This is a genomic window from Phaeobacter sp. A36a-5a (assembly GCF_037911135.1).
GTDB classification, from domain to species: domain Bacteria; phylum Pseudomonadota; class Alphaproteobacteria; order Rhodobacterales; family Rhodobacteraceae; genus Phaeobacter; species Phaeobacter bryozoorum.
Map to the genome: position 1 here is coordinate 167573 of NZ_JBBLYU010000004.1, position 19663 is coordinate 187235.

General features: G+C 62.3%; 19 protein-coding genes. 9 read left to right on the forward strand and 10 right to left on the reverse strand.

Annotation, left to right across the window (positions count from 1 at the left end; translation table 11 throughout):
- Nucleotides 1–91 precede the first annotated feature (91 nt).
- From WLQ66_RS16360 to WLQ66_RS16400, 9 genes are all read left to right on the forward strand, one after another.
- Nucleotides 92–1381: an NAD(P)/FAD-dependent oxidoreductase gene (locus tag WLQ66_RS16360; RefSeq protein ID WP_340547400.1), complete on the forward strand. Its 1290-nt coding sequence runs from the start codon at nt 92–94 to the stop codon at nt 1379–1381.
- Complete coding sequence (locus WLQ66_RS16365) at nt 1378–2130, forward strand: DUF1365 domain-containing protein (RefSeq protein ID WP_340547401.1); 753 nt, start codon at nt 1378–1380, stop codon at nt 2128–2130. Before WLQ66_RS16360 ends, WLQ66_RS16365 begins: the two co-directional genes overlap by 4 nt.
- Nucleotides 2130–3287: a class I SAM-dependent methyltransferase gene (locus tag WLQ66_RS16370; protein ID WP_340547402.1), complete on the forward strand. Its 1158-nt coding sequence runs from the start codon at nt 2130–2132 to the stop codon at nt 3285–3287. The genes WLQ66_RS16365 and WLQ66_RS16370 overlap by 1 nt, the downstream gene beginning before the upstream one ends.
- Complete coding sequence (locus WLQ66_RS16375; protein ID WP_340547403.1) at nt 3280–3810, forward strand: chalcone isomerase family protein; 531 nt, start codon at nt 3280–3282, stop codon at nt 3808–3810. The genes WLQ66_RS16370 and WLQ66_RS16375 overlap by 8 nt, the downstream gene beginning before the upstream one ends.
- A complete protein-coding gene (locus WLQ66_RS16380; RefSeq protein WP_340547404.1) occupies nt 3810–5033 on the forward strand; it encodes an MFS transporter in 1224 nt (407 codons plus the stop codon). The genes WLQ66_RS16375 and WLQ66_RS16380 overlap by 1 nt, the downstream gene beginning before the upstream one ends.
- Nucleotides 5030–5578 (forward strand): DUF3833 domain-containing protein, encoded by a 549-nt coding sequence (locus WLQ66_RS16385; RefSeq protein WP_340547405.1) that lies wholly within the window; start codon nt 5030–5032, stop codon nt 5576–5578. The genes WLQ66_RS16380 and WLQ66_RS16385 overlap by 4 nt, the downstream gene beginning before the upstream one ends.
- Nucleotide 5579: 1 nt before the next feature.
- Nucleotides 5580–6311: an SDR family NAD(P)-dependent oxidoreductase gene (locus tag WLQ66_RS16390; RefSeq protein WP_340547406.1), complete on the forward strand. Its 732-nt coding sequence runs from the start codon at nt 5580–5582 to the stop codon at nt 6309–6311.
- A complete protein-coding gene (locus WLQ66_RS16395; RefSeq protein ID WP_340547407.1) occupies nt 6308–7039 on the forward strand; it encodes an SDR family NAD(P)-dependent oxidoreductase in 732 nt (243 codons plus the stop codon). Before WLQ66_RS16390 ends, WLQ66_RS16395 begins: the two co-directional genes overlap by 4 nt.
- A gap of 161 nt (nt 7040–7200) precedes the next feature.
- The gene (locus tag WLQ66_RS16400; protein ID WP_340547533.1) at nt 7201–9171 is read left to right on the forward strand and encodes a sensor histidine kinase; all 1971 of its coding nucleotides are present in this window, start codon (nt 7201–7203) and stop codon (nt 9169–9171) included.
- Nucleotides 9172–9222: 51 nt separating this feature from the next.
- On the opposite strand, the gene WLQ66_RS16405 is transcribed toward WLQ66_RS16400, so the two are convergent.
- The 10 genes from WLQ66_RS16405 to WLQ66_RS16450 all read right to left on the reverse strand — a co-directional run bounded on the left by WLQ66_RS16405 (nt 9223) and on the right by WLQ66_RS16450 (nt 19321).
- A complete protein-coding gene (locus tag WLQ66_RS16405; protein ID WP_340547408.1) occupies nt 9223–10584 on the reverse strand; it encodes a sigma-54-dependent transcriptional regulator in 1362 nt (453 codons plus the stop codon).
- Nucleotides 10581–10706: a hypothetical protein gene (locus tag WLQ66_RS16410; protein ID WP_340547409.1), complete on the reverse strand. Its 126-nt coding sequence runs from the start codon at nt 10704–10706 to the stop codon at nt 10581–10583. The genes WLQ66_RS16405 and WLQ66_RS16410 overlap by 4 nt, the downstream gene beginning before the upstream one ends.
- A gap of 4 nt (nt 10707–10710) precedes the next feature.
- Nucleotides 10711–12045, reverse strand: a complete 1335-nt coding sequence (locus tag WLQ66_RS16415) for a c-type cytochrome (protein ID WP_340547410.1) — start codon at nt 12043–12045, stop codon at nt 10711–10713.
- 6 nt (nt 12046–12051) lie between these two features.
- The gene (locus tag WLQ66_RS16420) at nt 12052–13299 is read right to left on the reverse strand and encodes a formate dehydrogenase subunit gamma (RefSeq protein WP_340547411.1); all 1248 of its coding nucleotides are present in this window, start codon (nt 13297–13299) and stop codon (nt 12052–12054) included.
- 94 nt (nt 13300–13393) lie between these two features.
- Nucleotides 13394–13987, reverse strand: coding sequence for a formate dehydrogenase FDH3 subunit beta (fdh3B, locus tag WLQ66_RS16425; RefSeq protein WP_014875661.1), 594 nt, complete (start codon nt 13985–13987; stop codon nt 13394–13396).
- A 12-nt stretch (nt 13988–13999) separates the two neighbouring features.
- Nucleotides 14000–16975 carry a formate dehydrogenase subunit alpha gene (locus WLQ66_RS16430; protein WP_340547412.1) on the reverse strand — a complete coding sequence of 992 codons (2976 nt, stop codon included), beginning with the start codon at nt 16973–16975 and terminating at the stop codon, nt 14000–14002.
- 107 nt (nt 16976–17082) lie between these two features.
- Complete coding sequence (locus WLQ66_RS16435; protein WP_340547413.1) at nt 17083–17274, reverse strand: twin-arginine translocation pathway signal protein; 192 nt, start codon at nt 17272–17274, stop codon at nt 17083–17085.
- A 59-nt stretch (nt 17275–17333) separates the two neighbouring features.
- On the reverse strand, nt 17334–17981 hold the full coding sequence (locus WLQ66_RS16440; RefSeq protein ID WP_340547414.1) for a TorD/DmsD family molecular chaperone: 648 nt from the start codon (nt 17979–17981) through the stop codon (nt 17334–17336).
- A 42-nt stretch (nt 17982–18023) separates the two neighbouring features.
- On the reverse strand, nt 18024–18788 hold the full coding sequence (locus tag WLQ66_RS16445; RefSeq protein ID WP_340547415.1) for a DUF3306 domain-containing protein: 765 nt from the start codon (nt 18786–18788) through the stop codon (nt 18024–18026).
- Nucleotides 18785–19321, reverse strand: coding sequence for a DUF3305 domain-containing protein (locus tag WLQ66_RS16450; protein ID WP_340547534.1), 537 nt, complete (start codon nt 19319–19321; stop codon nt 18785–18787). The genes WLQ66_RS16445 and WLQ66_RS16450 overlap by 4 nt, the downstream gene beginning before the upstream one ends.
- Nucleotides 19322–19663 lie beyond the last annotated feature (342 nt).

Below are 19663 nucleotides of genomic sequence, written 5' to 3' on the forward strand. Positions count from 1 at the left end.
GTCCGGAGAGGCCCGTCATCTTAATCACCATCTTTTTTGATCCGCCCGGGCGAGCGGCCCGTAACAAGTTGAAATCACAGATGGAGACAGCATGTCCTTCGACGCATTATCATCCGCTCGCCAGCGTATCGCCGTTGTCGGTGGTGGCATCTCCGGGCTTGCCACCGCCTGGCTGCTCGCAAAAAGCCACAACGTCACGCTTTATGAAGCCGCGCCGCGACTGGGTGGGCACGCGCGGACCGTCGTCGCCGGTCGTAATGGCGACCAGCCCGTGGATACCGGCTTCATCGTCTTCAACTACGTGAACTATCCGCATCTGACGTCGATGTTCCGCGATCTGGATGTGCCCGTGGTCAAAAGCGACATGAGTTTCGGTGCCAGCATCGGGGATGGCCGCGTCGAATACGGTCTGCGAGATCTTGGGGCGCTGCTCGGGCAGCGTCGCAACATCGCGCGGCCCGCCTTTTTCCGCATGGTACGTGATATCCTGCGCTTCAACGCCAACGCCGAAGAGGTCGCCAAGAGTGACAGCGTCACCATCGGCGAACTGGTCAATGATCTGAAGCTCGGCGACTGGTTCCAGCGCTATTACCTGATGCCCATTTGTGGCGCGATCTGGTCGACGCCGCCGGATGAAATTCGCGGTTTTCCGGCGCAGTCGCTGGTCCGCTTCTTTCGCAATCACGCATTGCTCAGCGCTTCTGGACAGCATCAATGGTGGACGGTCAAAGGCGGCAGCATCGAATATGTCCGACGTCTGACCGCCCGATTGGACCAGATGGGCTGCCAATTGCGTCCGGGCACCCCGGTGCGCAGCGTCGAACGGACATCCGAGGGGGTACGCATCCAGCTCCCCGATGGCACCTCCGAAAACTTTGATCAGGTGGTGATGGCCTGCCATTCCGATGACAGCCTGCGATTGCTGGCGCAGCCGACAGCGGCAGAGCAGGCAACGCTGGGGGTCATGCGCTATCAGGATAACGAGATGATCCTGCACCGCGACACCGACCAGATGCCGCGCCGCCGTGCCTGCTGGTCGTCCTGGGTCTACAAGGCCGACACCCGCGACAACCGGGCCGCCATCGGCGTCACCTACTGGATGAACCGGCTCCAGAATATCGACGAAAACGATCCTCTGTTCGTTTCGCTGAACCCGGTAAAGGATGTGCGGTCGGATCTGATCTACGATCAAAAAACTTTCCGCCATCCGGTGTTTGACACCGCCGCGCTGCGTGCACAAAGCCGGATTGCCGATATCCAGGGGCAGAACAACACCTGGTTTGCCGGTGCCTATCTGCGGCATGGGTTTCACGAAGACGGCTTTGCCAGCGCGGTGCGCGTCACACGTGGCATCAGCGCGCGGGAACGGGTGATCGGATGACCCTGTGGCCCGAGCATATCGCCGGACAGACCACCCATGCCCGCCATGGCGCCATCTCCAACAGCTTTCGCTACGGCGTGGACTATGTGCTGATTGACCCGCGCTCCGAGAGCGGCCCGCTGCTGTTTTCGCGCAATCGCTTCAATCTGGCTGCGGTCCATGATCGCAACCATGGTGGCGCGCCGAAACAGGGGATCGGCCTGCCATGGGCGCAGGACGTGTTCGCCGACGCCGGGCTGGATCTGGAGGGGATCACCATTCGGCTGCTCACTCAACCGAGCTATCTGGGCCATATTTTCAACCCGGTCAGCTTCTGGCTGGCCTATCGCGGCAAGGCGCTACATGCGGTCATCGCCGAGGTCAGCAATACCTTTGGCGACCGGCACAGCTATGTCTGTCACAAACCCGGCTTCACCGCGATCGCCCCCTCCGACAAGCTTCAGGCCAAGAAGATCTTTCACGTCTCCCCATTTCAGGACATTGCCGGGGACTACTGGTTCAACTTCGACATCGGCCCCCGGCGGATCGCCATCCGGATCGACCACAAGAACGATGGCGAAGGGGTGGTCGCCACGCTGACCGGCCCGCGCCAGCCGCTAAGCAACGCCGCACTCATATGCTCCAGCCTGCGCCGCCCGGCCGGCACGCTGCGCACGGTTGCGCTGATTTACTGGCAGGCGCTGAAATTGAAACTCAAGGGCGCCAACTATCGCCCCCGCCCTACCCCACCGGAACATGAGGTCAGCTGATGATTTTCCTTACCAAACGCGTAAAACACGACTTTCTCGACAGCTGCGCGCGCATCCGCAAGGGCAGTCTGCGCCTGCTGACCCCAGAGGGCGACACCCATGATTTCGGCACCGGTGAACCACGCGCCGAAATCCATCTGCGTGACTGGAGCGCCATAACCGCCATGGCCGCCCGCGGCGATATCGGCCTCGGCGAGGCCTATGTCGCCGGACTTTGGGAGACGCCCAGCATCGAAGACGTCATCAAGGTGGCGCTGCTCAACCTCGATCATCTTACCGATTACGCCTACCCGAGTTTCTGGGCCAGTCTGAAGTTCCGGGTCGTGGACCGGATGCTGCGCGCCAATTCGATCAAGGGCGCGGCGCGGAACATCAAGGCCCATTACGACGTCGGCAATGAATTCTACCAGCTGTGGCTGGACGAAAGCATGACCTATTCCTCGGCCCTCTTTGCGCCGGGTGACAATGACCTCGCGCGTGCGCAGACCCGCAAATACGACCGGGTGCTGAGCCGCCTCACCGCCGGTGATCGCGTCCTGGAGGTTGGCTGCGGCTGGGGCGGATTTGCCGACCGCGCCGCCGAACAGGGGCGCCATGTTACCGGGCTGACCATCTCCCCCAGTCAGTTTGGTTATGCCGACGCGAGGCTCGATGGGCGCGCCGATATCCGCCTTTGCGATTATCGCAAATCGGAGGGAAAATTCGACAATATCGTTTCCATCGAAATGGTTGAGGCCGTGGGCGAACGCTATTGGCCCAGCTATTTCGCCACGCTGAAAGACCGTCTGGCCGATGACGGCCATGCCGTGGTGCAGGCGATCACCGTTCAGGACAGCTATTTCGACATCTATCGGCAGTCCTCGGACTATATCCGCCAGTATACTTTTCCGGGCGGCATGTTGCTCTCTGATGCGGTGATCTCACATCAGGCGCGCACCGCTGGTCTGAAGGTTACGGATAATTTCGCCTTTGGCCAGGATTACGCGCGCACCTGCCGGGAATGGGCGGCGCGCCTTGTCGCGATGACCCCCAAAATCCACTCTCTGGGCTATGGCGAGGCCTTCCTGCGCAACTGGCGCTACTATCTGGAAACCTGCGCCGCCTCCTTCGAGGTCGGCCAGACGGACGTGGTTCAGGTGGAGCTGGCCCATGCCTGAGATCCGCCAAAACCACCTGCGCTCCGCAATCGCCGCATTTGCCGTCAGTCTCGGCGTGGGTCTCGCCAGCGCTGCAACGGCAAATACCGGCCTCAGCTCGCCGACCAAACTGGGAGAGGTCACCTTCCGCTGGTTTGGCCTGCCGCTCTATGATGCCAGCCTTTACACCGAAGGGCAGACCCGCTTTGACTGGCAGAACCCGATGGCGCTCAAGCTCAGCTATCGGCGCGGGTTCAGCAAATCCCAGCTGATGCAGGCCACGGTCGCGGAACTGCTGCGGCTGGAAGGCAGGCGCGCCGATCACGATCAGCTGGTCGGCAAGCTGGATCGCTGTTTTCGCGATGTGAGAGCGGGCGACAGCTTCGTGGCAACAACCCGCGCGCCTGATCAGGTGGCGCTCTATCTGAACGGAAAACAGACCTGCGATCTGCGCCATGCAGACGCCCGCAAGCGGTTTCTGAATATCTGGCTGTCGCCCAACAGCCGCGCTGCGCGTTTGTCCAGCGAGCTGCGGGGCAACTGATGCAAGCCACCCGTATCTCCCTATTTGCGCTGATGCTGGCCGCCGCCGGTCTGCCGCTCTATATCCATCTGCCGCGCTTTGCGACGGCGGAACTGGGATTGAGCCTGGCAACCCTCGCAGCGGTGCTGGCGGCGATACGGGTGCTGGATTTCGTGCAGGACCCCCTGCTGGGCTGGGTCACCGACCGCTGGCCGCAGGAACGCGCGACCTTTGCAGCTTTGGCGGCCTTTGGCATGGCAGTGGGGTTCATCCTGCTCTACACCTACCGCCCGGCGGCGGGGGGCGTGCTGCCATGGTTCGTCATCGCCCTGGTGCTTCTGTTCACGGCCTATAGTCTCGGAAGTGTTTTGTTCTATGGGCAAAGCACCGCGCTTGCAGGCAGCCCGGAGGCGCTGATCCGTCTGGCCGGGTTTCGCGAGGGCGGCACATTGGCCGGTATCATCCTGGCAGCCCTGGCGCCGGGCGCGCTGGTTGCCGTCGGCGCAGGCCACGGCGGCTACCCCGCTTTTGGCTGGATGCTGGCCGCACTCTGCGGTGTGGTCTGGTGGCTGACCCGCGGCCTCTGGACAGCGGCACCGCGCCCCGAACACCCGCTGTCCATTACCGCGCTGCGTGCAGCGGGTGGCCTTCGCCTGCTGGCGCTGGCCCTCGTGAACAGCCTGCCGGTCGCCATGACATCGACACTGTTTCTGTTCTTCGTCGAGGACAAGTTGGCGCTTGCCGATCTGGCCGGCCCCTTTCTGGTCCTGTTCTTTCTCGCAGCGGGACTATCGGTGCCGCTATGGACCCGCGCGGCAGAGAAGTTCGGCGCGCGCGAGGTGTTGTTTCCGGCGATGGCACTGGCGATCCTTGCCTTTATCTCCGCAGCCTTTCTTCCGCCCGGAGCCGGCCTTGGCTTTGCCGCCATCTGCATTGGTTCGGGGGCCGCGCTCGGCGCGGATATGGTGATCCTGCCGGTGCTGTTTTCACGCGCATTGGCGCGCGCCGGGTTGCAGGCGGGGCAGGCCTTCGGGCTGTGGTCCTTTGCTGCCAAACTCGCGCTTGCCGCCGCTGCTGTGCTCCTGCTGCCGCTTCTGCAGATGAGCGGCTTCACCCCCGGTGGCGAAAACAGCGCCGCCGCCCTGCAGACGCTGACATGGGCCTACGCAATCATTCCCTGCTGCATCAAACTTATCGCCATCGCGATGGTGATCCGCCTCCCTGGAAAGGTAACCGCGTCATGAAACTCCTGCTTGTTGCCATCATTCTGTTGCTGCTGCTTGCGCTCCTTCGCCCTGGGCTGGGATTTCGCAGCCAGCACCCCGAATACTATGCCAATACCAGTCCCGCCTTCGACATTCGCACACATCTGAGCGGCGAGATGATCTCCGAAGGTATGATTTACGGCCCGTTGGGGCGCGTCTCCTCGCGGTTTGTCGCCACGATGACGGGCGAATGGGAGGGCGACACCGGCACGTTGAGCGAGAATTTTTCCTACGCCAGCGGCGGCACGCAAATGCGGAAATGGTTCCTCACCATGGGCGAAAACGGCAGCTTCACCGCCACCGCAGATGACATCATCGGCACCGGACAGGGTCAGCAGATGGGAGCCGCCGTGCGCCTGACCTATCGCATCCGCCTGCCAGAAAGCGCCGGTGGCCATGTGCTGGATGTCACCGACTGGATGTATCTGATGGAGAACGGCACGATCATGAACCGCTCCGAAATGCGCAAATTCGGCATCAAGGTGGCCGAGCTGATCGCCACCATGCGACCGAAGGGAGAGTGAGATGTTTGCAGGACAGACCTGGTGGATCCTCGGCGCGAGCGAGGGGCTGGGGCGTGCGATCGCCGAGAAGCTGGATGCCGCAGGCGCGCGGCTGGTGCTGTCAGCGCGCAGCGAAGAGCGCCTGCAGGAGCTGGCGGGCACGCTGAGCAATGCCACTGCCCTGCCACTGGATGTGACCGATCCCGACGCCATCAGCCGGGCCGTGGAGCAGATCGGCAAGGTGGATGGCCTCCTTTACTGTGCCGGGGCCTATGACCCGATGCCTGCGCAGGACTGGGACGCCGAGAAGGTCGAGCTGATCTGCGACGTGAACTTCATGGGCGCAATTCGTGTGGTTGGCCGCGTCATACCGCAGATGGTCGCTGCCAACGAAGGGCATATCGTGCTGATCGGCTCACTCGCCGGTCACACGGGCCTGCCCGGAGCGACCGGCTATGGCGCGTCGAAATCGGCCGTTATACACATGGCCGAGAACCTCCAGGCCGATCTGATCCAGACCCCCATAAAGGTTCAGGTGATCAATCCGGGTTTCATCAAAACCCGTCTGACCGACAAGAACGATTTCAAGATGCCGATGATCCAGACCCCGGATGAGGCCGCAGATGCCTGCCTGAAAGCGATGCGAAGCGGGCGCTTCAGCACCAGTTTCCCCGCCCCCTTCGCCTGGGTCTTCACCATCGGCAAACATCTTCCCCGCAAACTGTTCCTGCGCCTGATGGGGGCGGGAAAATGAGCCCCCATTCGCCGCGCCACATCGTCATTATCGGTGCCTCCGGTGGCATCGGGTCGGCGCTGGTTGACCATTTTGCGGCGCGAAACCCCGCCAGCCTGACGGCGGTCGCGCGCGGCGCATTGCCACCGAAGGCCGGCGTCGACAGCTACCGCGCCGATATCACGGATGAGGACCAGCTGGCCGGGTTTGCCGATGATCTGCGCCGCAGGAGGATCGCCCCTGATCTGGTCGTCGTTGCAACCGGGGTTCTCTCCGACGAGGCCGGGCTTAAGCCTGAGAAATCCTATCGTCAGCAGGACCCGGTGGCGTTCCGCAAGGTGTTTGAAATAAACACCTTTGCCCCCGCCATCATTGCCAAACATCTGCTGCCGATCATGCCTCGCAAGGGGCGCGCGGTCTTTGCCGCCCTGTCCGCGCGGGTCGGCTCGATCAGCGACAATGGCCTCGGCGGCTGGCATGCCTATCGCGCCTCCAAAGCGGCACTGAACATGCTGATCCGCAACTACGCCATCGAGACCGCGCGCAGCAACGAGGAGATGATCTGTGTCGGCCTGCATCCCGGCACCGTAAAAACACCGCTGTCGGAACCTTTTTCAAAGAACGTCCCCGACGACGCCCTGTTCGAGCCACAACAGGCCGCGGCCTACCTCGCCCAGGTGATCGACCGGCTATCAGCCAAGGACAGCGGGCGGGTGTTCGACTGGGCCGGCAAGGAAATCCCAGCCTGATGATGGGCTGATCGCCACCAGATCGTGGCGACCGTGTCATCAAACACAGCGCCGGACTTGCTCATCCAGCAGGCCCCATGCGACAGTGGGTGAACACCGCACGCAGCCATGCGCTCTGCGGACTCACCCGATGTGCCAGCTGCCTACAGGACCTTGCCGCCTTGAAATCCGTCCGGCTCCGCCTCCTATTGCTCGCACTTCTGCCGCTCAGCGTGGTGATGCCGCTGCTGCTGGTCGTGGCCATGGCGCGCTGGAACGCGGATTACGACAATGTTCTGATCGTCAATGTAGAAAGCGATCTGAAAATCGCCGACCAGTATTTGCGCCAGTTGCAGGCCAATACCGGCGATGATCTGGCAGCAATCGCCAGCTCGGCCCGGTTTGCCAAGGTCCTGCGCGCACCGTTGCAGGATCAGTTGCGGTTTCTTGACCAGCAGCGGCAATCCCTCCAGCTTGATTTCCTCTATTATCTGCCATTGCGCAATATTGACCGCGAGGCGCGCCGCTGGCCGGTGATCGACCGCGCGGCGCAGGGCAGGCTGGCCTCGGAAATCGACATTTTCTCCGCTGCGGACCTGGATGAGATCTCTGCCGACCTGCGTGACCGGGCCCGTATTTCCCTGATCGAGACCGAGGCCACCGCGCCGACGACCCGACCGGCGGAAGATCGCGGCATGGTGATCCATTCCGCCGCGCCGGTGACCAATAACGGCAGTGAAGGCGTGCTGGTGGCGGGCCGGCTTCTGAACCGGGATCTTGATTTCATCGATACGATCAATGCGCTGGTCTATCTGGGCGACAGTCATCGCATCAGCCGCAAGGGCACTGCGACACTGTTTTTGGAAGATACCCGTATCTCCACAAACGTTCGCCTGTTTGAAGACGTCCGCGCGCTTGGCACCAGGGTTTCGCAGGCGGTGCGCGATGCGGTGCTGGGTGAGGGGCAGACCTGGCTCGACCGTGCCTTTGTGGTGAACGACTGGTATATCTCCGGCTATCTGCCGCTCACCGACAGCTTCGGGCGTCGCGTTGGGATGCTCTATGTCGGCTTCCTTGAGGCGCCCTTTGCGGCGGCCAAACTCTCCGCCTATTGGACTGTGGTGCTGTCATTCCTGTCCGTTCTGCTGTTGTCCGCGCCCCTGTTCCTGTGGCTGGCGAAAGGGATCTTTGCGCCGCTGGAGCAGATGAGCCACACCATGGCCCGTGTCGAACGTGGCGATCTGACCGCGCGCAACGGCAATGTCGGGCGCCGTGACGAGATCGGACAGGTTGCGGCCCATCTCGACAGCCTGCTTGATCAGGTTCAGGATCGTGACCAGAAACTGCGCGACTGGGCAGAGGAGCTGAACGCGCGTGTCGACCAGCGCACCGCCGAACTGCGCGCCGCCAACGAAAAACTGGAGGCAACCTATAAGCAGCTGGTGATGAGTGAGAAACTTGCCTCCATCGGCGAGATCACCGCCGGTGTGGCGCATGAGATCAACAATCCTGTCGCCGTGATCCAGGGCAACGTCGATGTGATGCGGATGACCCTGGGCGCCGCCGCCGAGGAAGTGGACACCGAGCTGGCGCTGATTGACGATCAGATCCTGCGGATCAGCGCCATCGTTGGCAAACTACTGCAATTTGCGCGCCCCACCGAATTTGGCACCTTCGAGGAAAGCCTGGATCTTGCCCCGGTTGTCTCCGACTGTCTGGTGCTGGTCGATCACGTGATCACCAAACAGGCCATTACCGTTGAAAAACAGTTCGCCGCAACGCCACCGGTTCGCATAGACCCGGGCGAATTGCAGCAGGTGGTGATCAACCTGATCCTCAACGCGGCGCAGGCCATGGAGGGCTGCGGCAGGCTCCTGCTGGCCCTGAGGCCGATGGAGCGCGACGGTGTCAGCGGCGCCTGTCTTGAGGTTTCGGACACCGGGCCGGGCATCGCTGCCGAAGATCTGCCGTCGGTGTTCAACCCGTTCTACACCACCAAACTGGGCGAAGGCACCGGGCTGGGGCTGTCGATCAGCCAGACCCTGATTCAGCGCGCCGGCGGGGTGATTTCGGCCGACACCCGGATTGAGAACGGGGAGATCAAAGGCGCCGTCTTTTCGATCTGGCTGCCTGCGGTCAAGGCCGGGGACTGAGCCACAGCCCGCGACACGCTGGCCGTCCATCCACCTATCGCTCGGATGATATCACAGCCCCCAACTGGCGCATTTTCGATCAATCGTTTTCCGCGAAACCCCCAACCGTCGGGCGGCCTCGGCGCGATTGCCGTCACAGGCATCCAGCACATGCACGATATGGCGCTGCATCACCAGATCGAGCGTATCCATCGCAGCACTGCCCGTGATCCCGCCGGTGCCCGCGAACTCCTCAGGAAAGGCGCCGAGAATGACCGACCGTTCAATCAGGTTGCGCAGCTCACGCACATTGCCGGGCCAGTCGTAGCGGCTGAATTTCAGCAGGGTCTCAGCGTCGAGCTCCAGCGCAGGCATGGCCAGCGTGGTAGAGAACTGCTCCATAAACAGCGCCGCCAGCTCCACGATATCCTCAACCCGTTCACGCAGCGGTGGCATCTGGATGTTGACGATATTGATCCGGTGATAGAGATCGGCACGGAAACGGCCCTCGGCCACGGCCTGTTCCAGATCGGCATTAGTGGCAAACAGGAACCGCAGGTTCAGCGGGATATCGCGCTCTGCGCCGACCGGCCGGATACGCTGGTCCTCCAGCACGCGGAGCAGCGCAGCCTGCACCTGTTCGGGCATCTGGGCCACCTCGTCCAGAAACAGCGTGCCGCCATCAGCATAAAGAAACAGCCCGTCCTGTCGGCGGTCCTGCGAATCCACCATACCGAACAGCTCATGCGCGATGCGATCAGGCGCGATGGCCGCGCAGTTCACCGCCACAAACGGCTTCTCCGCGCGGTCCGACAGCGAATGCAGCGTCCGCGCCGCGATTTCCTTGCCGGTGCCACTGGCGCCGGTGAACAACACAGGCGTCGGCAGTGGCGCCAGCCGGGTAATCATGTCACGCGCGGTCTGAATCGCAGGAGATTTCCCCAGCAAACGCCCCCGCGCAGCGGTGCCCTCCGCCGATAGCGCATGTTTCAGCAGGTAGTTTTCCCGCCGCAGATGCTTGCGGTCCAGGGCCCGTGCCACGGAATTGAGGATCTGATTGGCGCGAAACGGTTTCAGCACGAAATCCGCCACCCCGACCCGCAACGCCTGAATGGCAGTTTCCAGATCCGCATAGGCGGTGACCAGCACCGTATCGGCAAACAGGCCGACCTTATGCTGTTCCTGTACCCATTCCAGCCCGGTTTTGCCGGGCATGATATTGTCGAGGATGATCAGGTCGAAATGCGCCTGATCCAGAATATTGGACGCCTCCGCGGCAGACGCCGCCTGCTCCACCCGCTTGCAGCGGGGGGTCAGGATCTTGGTCATGAAATTGCGCATACCTGGTTCATCATCGATCACCAGGATCGACGCACCGGCAAGGTTTTCCCCATATTCATCGCGGGGCGGCGGCGCGGTTGTCAGCACGGTCAATCCAGTCGGACGGCCGGCCCGGAATGCACCTCATAAGAGGCGAACCCCGCCTGATCCAGTGCCAGATTGGCGCCGGCGGCGATCACGATGATGGCGGCAAACCCCGTCAACATGGCTTTCATTGTGTTACTTCTCCACCTTGGTTGCGCGTTTCAGAAACGCAATCAGATCGCGCCGGTCCTGCGGATCGGTAATCCGCTGCATCGGCATCTTGGAGCCGGGGATATAGTGATCCGGCCCCAGATCGAAGAGGGCATCAATTGTCGCCTCTCCCCAGATTATATCAGATCCATCAAGGACCTGCGAATAGCGATAACCCGCCAGCGTGCCCGCCGGGCGACCAAAAACATCATATAGGCTCGGTCCCGCCTTGCGACTCTCACCGGGGCCGAGCGCGTGGCAGATCGAGCATTTCCGCATGAACTGCCGTTCGCCGTTGGGCATCGTTTCTGGGTCCTTCAGGAACCCGCGGTTGCCTGCCATCTGCGCCTCGGCCTCTCCCATCAGGGCAACCGGCCAGCCATAGGCCAGATCATCCAGCCCGGCGGCCCAGATGGTCTGCCCGTCCGGCGCAAACTCCAGCGCCCAGACCGGCCCGTCGTGGGTGGCGCGAAAATCGGCACTGATGCGCCAGGTCTCGGTGTCCACCATCATGATATAGCCCTGCCCGTCCCCGACGGCGAGCCGCGCGGTGCCCTCATGATGGGCCATTGCAAGGATAGGCCGTCGCTCCAGCGTGAAATCGGCTACAGGCTCGCCGGTCTGTGTGTCGACAACGCGCGTCGCGCCATCCACAGCCCCGTAGGCCAGCCAGTGGCCACCGGGGCCAAGCGCCAGCTGGTTGATGCCAAAGCCCTGATCGACCAGGCGCCGGGGCGGTTGGCCTGCGTCCTCGTAGACCAGTATCTGCCCCTCCATCGTGGCAGCATAAATCGCCCCCCCTGGTCCGATTGACACGTCATTGATGCCGCTGCCAACCGCTATGCGCTGTTCCGCTCCTCCGTCAAATGGCCAGAGGCCGATATTGCCGTCCCAGCTCGCCGACACCAGCATTTCGCGGTCAGGGGCAATGGCCAGCGCCCGGATCTTGCCCAGATGGCGGCCGATCAGCTCGGCCTGTTGGCCGCCCTTCGGCCACAGGTAGAGCGCGAAATCATCCCCCGCGGTGACCAGACGACCGGCATCGACAAAGGCCAGAGCGGTGACCGCTGCATCATGGGCCTCAAGCCAGCGTGGCGTGCGATCGCTCCACAGGCCCACGGCATTGTCGAAACTGCCGGTGGCCACCTGACCCTCAGGCGACACCGCCAAGGCCATCACCGGGCCGCCGTGGCCTTTCAACGTGGTGAACTCATCCCCGTCGGCCGGATCGGCACCTGCGGGCAGCGCCAGAACAGTCGCAGCGCAGGCGGCCCACAGATAGCCCGTCCGCAGGACCAGCGCTGACAGGCGGCACCACACCGCCGGTCACTCCGCCGGTGTTGCGCCCTTGGCGCTGCCGCTACCGCTGCTGCCCTCTGGCGTGACTTCGCCCTTTTCGCGCATTTCCTCCAACCAGATGGAGTGGTGCTGATGCGCCCAAGCCTCGTCCACGTCGCCGGTTCCCATCGCGTCAAAGGCACCTTCCATGCCCAGCGAGCCGATGTAGATATGCGCCAGAATAATCGCCATCAGCACAAAGCTGATAATGGCGTGCCAGCTCTGGGCCAGCTGCATTTCTTCCTGCGGTGCAAGGTCAACCGGCAGGGTGCCATAACCCACCAGCTGCGGCAGGCCGAGATCATTCAAGATGGCAAAGGTCTTGGCAAAGAGCGGCATCTCAAACGGGAACAGGAGCGACAGGCCCGAAACCGAAATGGAGGTTCCAAGAACAATCACCGACCAGAAAATCAGCTTCTGGCCAAAGTTGAACTTCTTAGCGGGCGGATGGGCCTTGCCGACAATGCCGCCCATCTGGCGGATCCACACCAGATCCGTACGGTTGGGGATATTGTGGGCCACCCACATGACAAACACCATGATCAGCGCCAGCATGAACGCCCAGGAAACATTGTTGTGGACCCATTTGCTCCAGATCAGCAGGCCCGCGTTGATCTCCTTGCCCAGATAGGGGGCGATCACCATCCGGCCAAACAGGCTGGCCAATCCGGTAACGCCCAGCAGAATGAAGGATCCCGCCAGCATCCAATGGGCAAAGCGTTCGATGAACTGAAAGCGGGTGACCGTGCGTCCGGTGGAGGGCTCGTCTATGCGAATACGGCCCCGCAACAGATAGAACAGCGCTAGAAAGCCTATCGTGCCCAGCAATAGCCAGCCACCATAGGTGCGAAGCGGCCCATCGCGGAAAGTCAGCCAGCGCATACCGCCATCCTGCACCAGAACAGTGGCAACATCGCCCCCCGCCGAGACCCGCAGATCTGCCGCGTTGTAGCGGATTGCGCGCCAGAGTTCGGGATCGGAGGCCCCACCGAGCGTGCCCAGCTGTTGCGTGATCCCGGCGCCAATCGCGCCCGCACCGGTATCGTCGCTGCGGAAACTGTCGTCGATTTTTTCGCCGCGCTGACGGGCCAGGATATCCTCCAGCGTCTGCGCCCCACCCGTGGCACTGCGATCCGGCACCGCCTCCGCCGCAGGGGCACCCTGGGTGTCCTGCGCCGCAGCGATCCCCGCCATCAGCGTCAGTTGCATCAGAATTGCAAAGGCGATGCGCAGCATGGGCCACACTCCTTCATGGGTTGTCTTGGAAACTGAACAGGAAAACAGGACGGCCCGCGCGGGCGGGCCATCCCTTCATGTCAAAGAGGGCTGATCAGCCGCCCTTCTGGTCATACGCTGTCCCCCAGCCCCAGGCACCCGAGCCAAAGCCACGGGCGACAACGCGTTCGCGGTAGACCGCAGACACGACATCGCCGTCACCGGCCAACAGCGCCTTGGTTGAGCACATCTCGGCGCAGATGGGCAGCTTGCCCTCTGCAATCCGGTTGCGCCCGTATTTGGAGAATTCCGCATTGGAATGCGTCTCCTCGGGGCCACCGGCGCAGAAGGTGCATTTGTCCATCTTGCCGCGGCTGCCAAAGTTGCCTGCCTGCGGATACTGCGGCGCACCAAAGGGGCACGCGTAGAAGCAATAGCCACAGCCAATGCAGAGATCCTTGGAGTGCAGGACCACGCCTTCTTCGTTCTGGTAGAAGCAATCGACCGGGCACACCGCCATACAGGGTGCGTCCGAGCAATGCATACAGGCGACCGAGATCGACCGCTCGCCGGGTTTGCCATCATTGATGGTCACCACCCGACGCCGGTTGATGCCCCAGGGCACCTCATGCTCGTTCTTACAGGCCGTCACGCAAGCGTTGCATTCAATGCAGCGTTCGGCGTCACAGAGAAACTTCGCTCTTGCCATATCTCTTTCTCCTTATGCTGCGCTGATTTTGCAGAGAGTACATTTGGTCTCCTGCATCTGGGTCACGCTGTCGTAGCCATAGGTCTGTGCGACGTTGCAGCTTTCGCCCAGAACATAGGGGTCAGCCCCATCCGGGTATTTGTCGCGCAGATCCGTGCCCTGGTAGTGACCACCAAAGTGGAACGGCATGAAGGCAACGCCCTCTCCGACCCGCTCTGTGACCATTGCCATGACTTTGACCTTGCCGCCTTCCGGGCCTTCGACCCAGACCTGAGAGCCATCGCGAATGCCGATATTGTTGGCATCGCGCGGGTGGATCTCGACGAACATGTCCTGCTGCAATTCCGCAAGCCACGGGTTGGACCGGGTTTCTTCGCCGCCGCCTTCATATTCGACCAGACGACCTGAGGTCAGGATGATCGGATATTCCTTGGAGACGTCGTTCTTCTGGATCGACGCATAGAGGGTCGGCAGCCGGTAGGCGTGACGGTCCTCATATGTCGGGTAGTCTTCGACCAGATCCCGGCGGTTGGTATAGAGCGGCTCGCGATGGATTGGCACCGGATCCGGGAAGGTCCAGACCACGGCACGCGCCTTGGCGTTGCCGAAGGGCGCACATTCATGCGCGATGGCAACCCGCTGGATGCCGCCCGACAGGTCGGTTTTCCAGTTCACCTTGGCCACCTTGTCGTCATAGTCCGACGGGAAGGGCGACATGCTCTGCTCGCCGACTTCGTGGGTGTAATCGGCAAACCCATCCACCCCGGCAGCCTTGGCGATAAAGGCCCGCTCGGACGCGGTCAGCTCGGTGTGCCAGCCCAGATCCTTCAGCATCTGATAGGTGAACTCAGGATAACCATCCTGAATGTCGGAGCCTGCGGAATAGACACCTTCTGCCAGCAGGTTGTCGCCATCCCGTTCCACACCAAAGCGCGCGCGGAAGGTCAGGCCGCCCTCGGAGACAGGTTTTGACATGTCATAGAGGTTTGGCGTGCCCGGGTGACCCATTTCAGCGGTTCCCCAGCAGGGCCAGGGCATCCCGTAGTAATCGCCGTCAGCAGGACCACCCACCGCCCGCAGCGTGGTGCGGTCAAAGGTGTGCTGATTGGCCATATGCGTTTTCATCCGCTCCGGCGACTGGCCGGTATAGCCGATCGTCCACATACCACGGTTGAATTCGCGGGTGACGCTTTCGACATTCGGGGTCTCGGCATCTTCCATCTCGATATTGCGGAAGAACCGGTCGCCCCAGCCGAATTTATTGGCGAATTTGGCGATGATCACATGGTCCGGCAGGCTTTCGAACAGCGGATCGACGATCTTGTCGCGCCACTGCAAGGAGCGGTTGGACGCGGTGACCGAACCCCGGGTCTCGAACTGGGTACAGGCGGGCAGCAGATAGACACCATCGGTGCGATCATGCAGCACCGCAGAGACGGTGGGATACGGGTCGACAACGACCAGCATGTCCAGCTTCTCCATCGCCGTCTTCATCTCCGTCATACGGGTCTGAGAGTTCGGCGCATGGCCCCACAGGACCATGGCCCGCACGTTATTGGGCTGGTCTATGTTCGCCTTGTCTTCCAGAATGCCGTCGATCCAGCGGCTGACCGGAATACCCGTCAGGTTCTGCATCGACTTGTCCTTGCCATCGGCCCCTTTGGTGGTATCGAACTGACCGGCAAGCCATTCGCTATCCTCACCCCAGACACGGCCCCAATGCGCCCATGCGCCCGCCGACAGGCCATAGTAACCCGGCAATGTATGGCTCAGAACGCCAAGGTCGGTTGCGCCCTGCACGTTGTCGTGGCCACGGAAGATATTGGTGCCGCCGCCCGATGTGCCCATGTTGCCCAGCGCAAGCTGAAGAATGCAGTAGGCGCGGGTGTTGTTGTTGCCGGTGGTGTGCTGGGTGCCACCCATACACCAGATCACGGTGCCGGGGCGGTTGTTGGCCATTGTCCGCGCCACGCGCTTCAGCTGGCTGCCGGGGGTGCCGGTCACACGCTCGACTTCCTCGGGCGTCCACTTGGCCACTTCTTCGCGGATCTGATCCATGCCCCAGACACGGGTGCGGATGAATTCTTTATCTTCCCAGCTGTTCTCGAAGATATGCCACAGGATCCCCCAGACCAGCGCCACATCGGTGCCGGGGCGGAAACGCACATATTCATCGGCATGGGCTGCCGTGCGGGTGAAACGCGGATCGCAGACGATAAGCGGCGCGTTGTTCTGCTCCTTGGCCTTCAGAACATGCAGCAGCGAGACAGGATGCGCCTCTGCCGGGTTGCCGCCGATGATGAAGATCGCCTTGGAGTTATGGATATCGTTGTAGCTGTTGGTCATGGCGCCGTAGCCCCATGTATTCGCAACACCCGCAACCGTGGTCGAGTGACAGATCCGCGCCTGGTGGTCGACGTTATTGGTGCCCCAATAGGCGGCGAACTTGCGGAACAGATAGGCCTGTTCGTTGTTATGCTTGGCCGAGCCAAGCCAATAGACGCTGTCGGGTCCGCTCTCTTCGCGGATCTGCATCATGCCGTCGCCGATCTCGTTGATCGCCTGTTCCCAGCTGATGCGCTTCCATTCCCCGCCTTCTTTCTTCATCGGGTACTTCAGACGGCGTTCTCCATGGGCGTGTTCGCGCACGGAGGCCCCCTTGGCACAATGGGCACCGAGGTTGAACGGGCTGTCCCAACCGGGTTCCTGACCGGTCCAGACGCCATTCTGCACCTCTGCTACGACGGTACAGCCGACCGAGCAGTGGGTGCAGACGGATTTGACGGTTTCCACCGCGCCAGCCGCAGCCGTGGCGGCATTGGCCTTGGTGACGGATCCACCGGTGGCGCTGATGGCGGCAAGCCCACCAATCGCGAGGCCGGATCCGCGCAGAAACGCGCGGCGGTCAACGGAGCTTTCTGCAACCTTGGACAGGATACTGGTCCGCTGGGGGCGTCGCGCAACCCCGTTGGTCTTTTTCCTAAGCATGTGTTCCTCCCTTGCTTCCCTTACGGGTTCGCTGGGTTATCGGGGGCCTTTGGCAGTCGGGCGTCACGCAACCAGTCGCCGTGGGCGTTCAAAACATCACCGGTCGGTCAGAACCGGAGACTGTCGTAATAGGCGCGGGTGTGCGCGGTATCCTGCATCACTTCCGATGTCAGGTCAGGCTCGGCCGCCTCGGCCGTGCCGCCGGTCGTCGCCACCGCAATCGCCGCAATCGGCGTTGTGGTCGCTGCCAGCTTGAGAAAGTCGCGGCGGCTCTGGGCCTCCTCGGTCTTTCTGGTCATGTGATCCTCCTCCTCAGTTGGTTGGCTCACGTGGGTTAAGGACGGCACGCCGTCCCGGCTCAGGCGGATTGCTCCGCACTCATTCGAAATCCTTCGGCCTCGATCTCCATGAAGACCCGGCCCACGGCACCGACGGCGGCATAAAGAACCGAGTTCTTCGCCGCCTCCAGATCGGAATAGAAATGCCCGGCCCAGGGGCCTATGTGTTTGTTGAAGAACTGTTTCTGGTCACCCAGCGGTGCTGCCGTGCCGAAACGTCCGGCAATCAGCGCCCCCATCATCTCCATAAGGGAGGCGATATTATCCTCCGGCTCATAGACATTCTGGGCCCGTGTCATGCCCCGCGCGGCCATGTCCTGCCGCAGGGCTGCCAGCGGTTTCTCGTTCAGAAATCCGGTCAGATAGTAGCTGGCATAGGGCAGCAGCTCGCCACGGCCCAGACCGATGAACAGCTTGTTGAACTCCCGCTCAGCAGCGGCAGGTTTGGTCAGCCGCGCGATTTTCGCCAGCGCGTTGATCGCCGTGCCCAAGTCGGTGTCATCCCCGGATAAACCGGCCACCTGCGCCAACAGCATCTCATCCGGCGGGCCCGACAGCATCAGGCCCAGAAAATTGTAGAGATCCGCACGCAGACGGTCTTCATCCTGCGGAATGGCAGGACTGGCCGTCTGTTCGGCTGTCTCTGTCTGGGCGTGCTCGGCGGTCATATGTGTCTCCTCGCAGGGGTCTTGGTCTGGGTTTCGGGCGGATCAGGTGACGGGTGCGTTGGTGTCAGCGGCAAAGGTGAAGCGCATACGCCTCGGCGCTGACGCCACCGGATCGGGAACGGGATCAGCAACAGCGGCAAAGACGGGATCAGCCGCTGTCGGCATTGACGGCATCCGGGCCGCCGCCTCCTGTGCATGGTCTGGACCGGCACCATCTGACGGCGACTGCAAGCCCATGGTCGGGCGGCGCACGGATTCGAGCGGCGCTGTCACGGCCTGCCCTGCACCGGCCTGCAAAGAGTCGCATGAGGCTGCCTCATGCGGCGCGACCGCCGCGACCGTCTCCTCAGCGGCCAGCGCTTCGGCCTCCTGCTCGGTGTCAGCGGTCGTGGCTGCGGCCTCTTCTGCCTGCCGCACCAGCTCCTCTACATGCGCGGTCATGCCCTTGCCGACCTGATATGCGGTCTGAAGATTCTCGATCACCATGGCGCTGTCGGTGAAATCCTCGCCGTAATCCAACAGCCCGTCGACATTGGCCAGAACCGGATTGCTGGTCCACAAACGGCGAAGGGCGCGGGTACGGATCCGCGCCGGAATGGTCTCTTTCAGGAACACGCTGAAGTCATCGCCCTGTTGCATCTCATCGGGGTCCGGCAGGTTCAGCTCTTGCAGGATCTCGGCGTCACTTTTCTCCTCCAGCGCCTCTTCGGCGGCCTGACGTGCGGCAGCAGCGACCTCGGCGGCCTCAGCCTCCTGTTCGGCCGCAACACGGGCGCGGCGGCGGGACCAGAAATCATCCCGGCTCATGACAGGCGCGCCTTCTTCAGGGCGGGCGAGCGATAGACATCGGTCATCTGCGAGATGCGCGGATCGCCGATCCCGTCCTCGCTGGCGTCGGTCTTGACCCGGTCCCGGCGTCGTTTCTTGAACGGCTCGTCGTGAAAATGCAGCTGCGCAAAATCGCGGACCCAGGCAATCAGCCCGTCCGGCATCGGTACTTTTTCCACCAGATCCTCGCCGTTGTCGGCGTAATCCTGCGCCTCATAGGGCGAGGCCGTCACCAAGAGCACCTCAAGCGGCCGATCGTCCGACACGCCGTCGCGCAGGACCACATAGATGCAGGGTGGTTCCGCGGTCAGCCCGTGCAGATAGGCCTCGGCCTCGCTCCGGTGCAGCTCCAGCGGCAGGGTGGCGGCGTGGTACTCCCGCACCTCGCCCGCTTCGCGTAACAGCTGCCAGTCCGCCTGCGCCGCGCCCGGTAGCACCGAGGTTGCCTTCCACGACCAGCGCGCCCAACGGGTCACCCCCGGCTGACGCCGCAGGACGACACCCAGCGGCATCACATCCGTCTTTGCACTGCGATCCCCGGTCTCAGACACGTCAACGCCCTATTTGGTCAGTTCGGTTGACAAAACAGTGCCGCATTCTGCGACCACACGGGAAGATAACTTTTGCTGATGGCGCGTTAAATCAACATCAAAGGTCAATTTGACCAGCCCGACATGCCCCCTTTGGACAGTGCGGACGAAAAGTCTAATTCGACTAATTCACTCAGGCTTAACGCAGGAGAAGCGCGATGCCTTGCCACGGCGAATCACTTGCCTCATCTGAGCCACCCGGCGGCACGGCTGACCGGCAAATTGCGGTTTACCTGCTTGCGCAAACATGCCTAGTCTAAGCCC

Coding starts and splice junctions, on each gene's coding strand:
- WLQ66_RS16360 (WP_340547400.1), top strand. CDS start 92: ATGTCCTTCGACGCATTATCATCCGCTCGCCAGCGTATCGCCGTTGTC.
- WLQ66_RS16365 (WP_340547401.1), top strand. CDS start 1,378: ATGACCCTGTGGCCCGAGCATATCGCCGGACAGACCACCCATGCCCGC.
- WLQ66_RS16370 (WP_340547402.1), top strand. CDS start 2,130: ATGATTTTCCTTACCAAACGCGTAAAACACGACTTTCTCGACAGCTGC.
- WLQ66_RS16375 (WP_340547403.1), top strand. CDS start 3,280: ATGCCTGAGATCCGCCAAAACCACCTGCGCTCCGCAATCGCCGCATTT.
- WLQ66_RS16380 (WP_340547404.1), top strand. CDS start 3,810: ATGCAAGCCACCCGTATCTCCCTATTTGCGCTGATGCTGGCCGCCGCC.
- WLQ66_RS16385 (WP_340547405.1), top strand. CDS start 5,030: ATGAAACTCCTGCTTGTTGCCATCATTCTGTTGCTGCTGCTTGCGCTC.
- WLQ66_RS16390 (WP_340547406.1), top strand. CDS start 5,580: ATGTTTGCAGGACAGACCTGGTGGATCCTCGGCGCGAGCGAGGGGCTG.
- WLQ66_RS16395 (WP_340547407.1), top strand. CDS start 6,308: ATGAGCCCCCATTCGCCGCGCCACATCGTCATTATCGGTGCCTCCGGT.
- WLQ66_RS16410 (WP_340547409.1), bottom strand. CDS start 10,706: ATGAAAGCCATGTTGACGGGGTTTGCCGCCATCATCGTGATCGCCGCC.
- WLQ66_RS16420 (WP_340547411.1), bottom strand. CDS start 13,299: ATGCTGCGCATCGCCTTTGCAATTCTGATGCAACTGACGCTGATGGCG.
- fdh3B (WP_014875661.1), bottom strand. CDS start 13,987: ATGGCAAGAGCGAAGTTTCTCTGTGACGCCGAACGCTGCATTGAATGC.
- WLQ66_RS16430 (WP_340547412.1), bottom strand. CDS start 16,975: ATGCTTAGGAAAAAGACCAACGGGGTTGCGCGACGCCCCCAGCGGACC.
- WLQ66_RS16435 (WP_340547413.1), bottom strand. CDS start 17,274: ATGACCAGAAAGACCGAGGAGGCCCAGAGCCGCCGCGACTTTCTCAAG.
- WLQ66_RS16440 (WP_340547414.1), bottom strand. CDS start 17,981: ATGACCGCCGAGCACGCCCAGACAGAGACAGCCGAACAGACGGCCAGT.
- WLQ66_RS16445 (WP_340547415.1), bottom strand. CDS start 18,788: ATGAGCCGGGATGATTTCTGGTCCCGCCGCCGCGCCCGTGTTGCGGCC.
- WLQ66_RS16450 (WP_340547534.1), bottom strand. CDS start 19,321: ATGCCGCTGGGTGTCGTCCTGCGGCGTCAGCCGGGGGTGACCCGTTGG.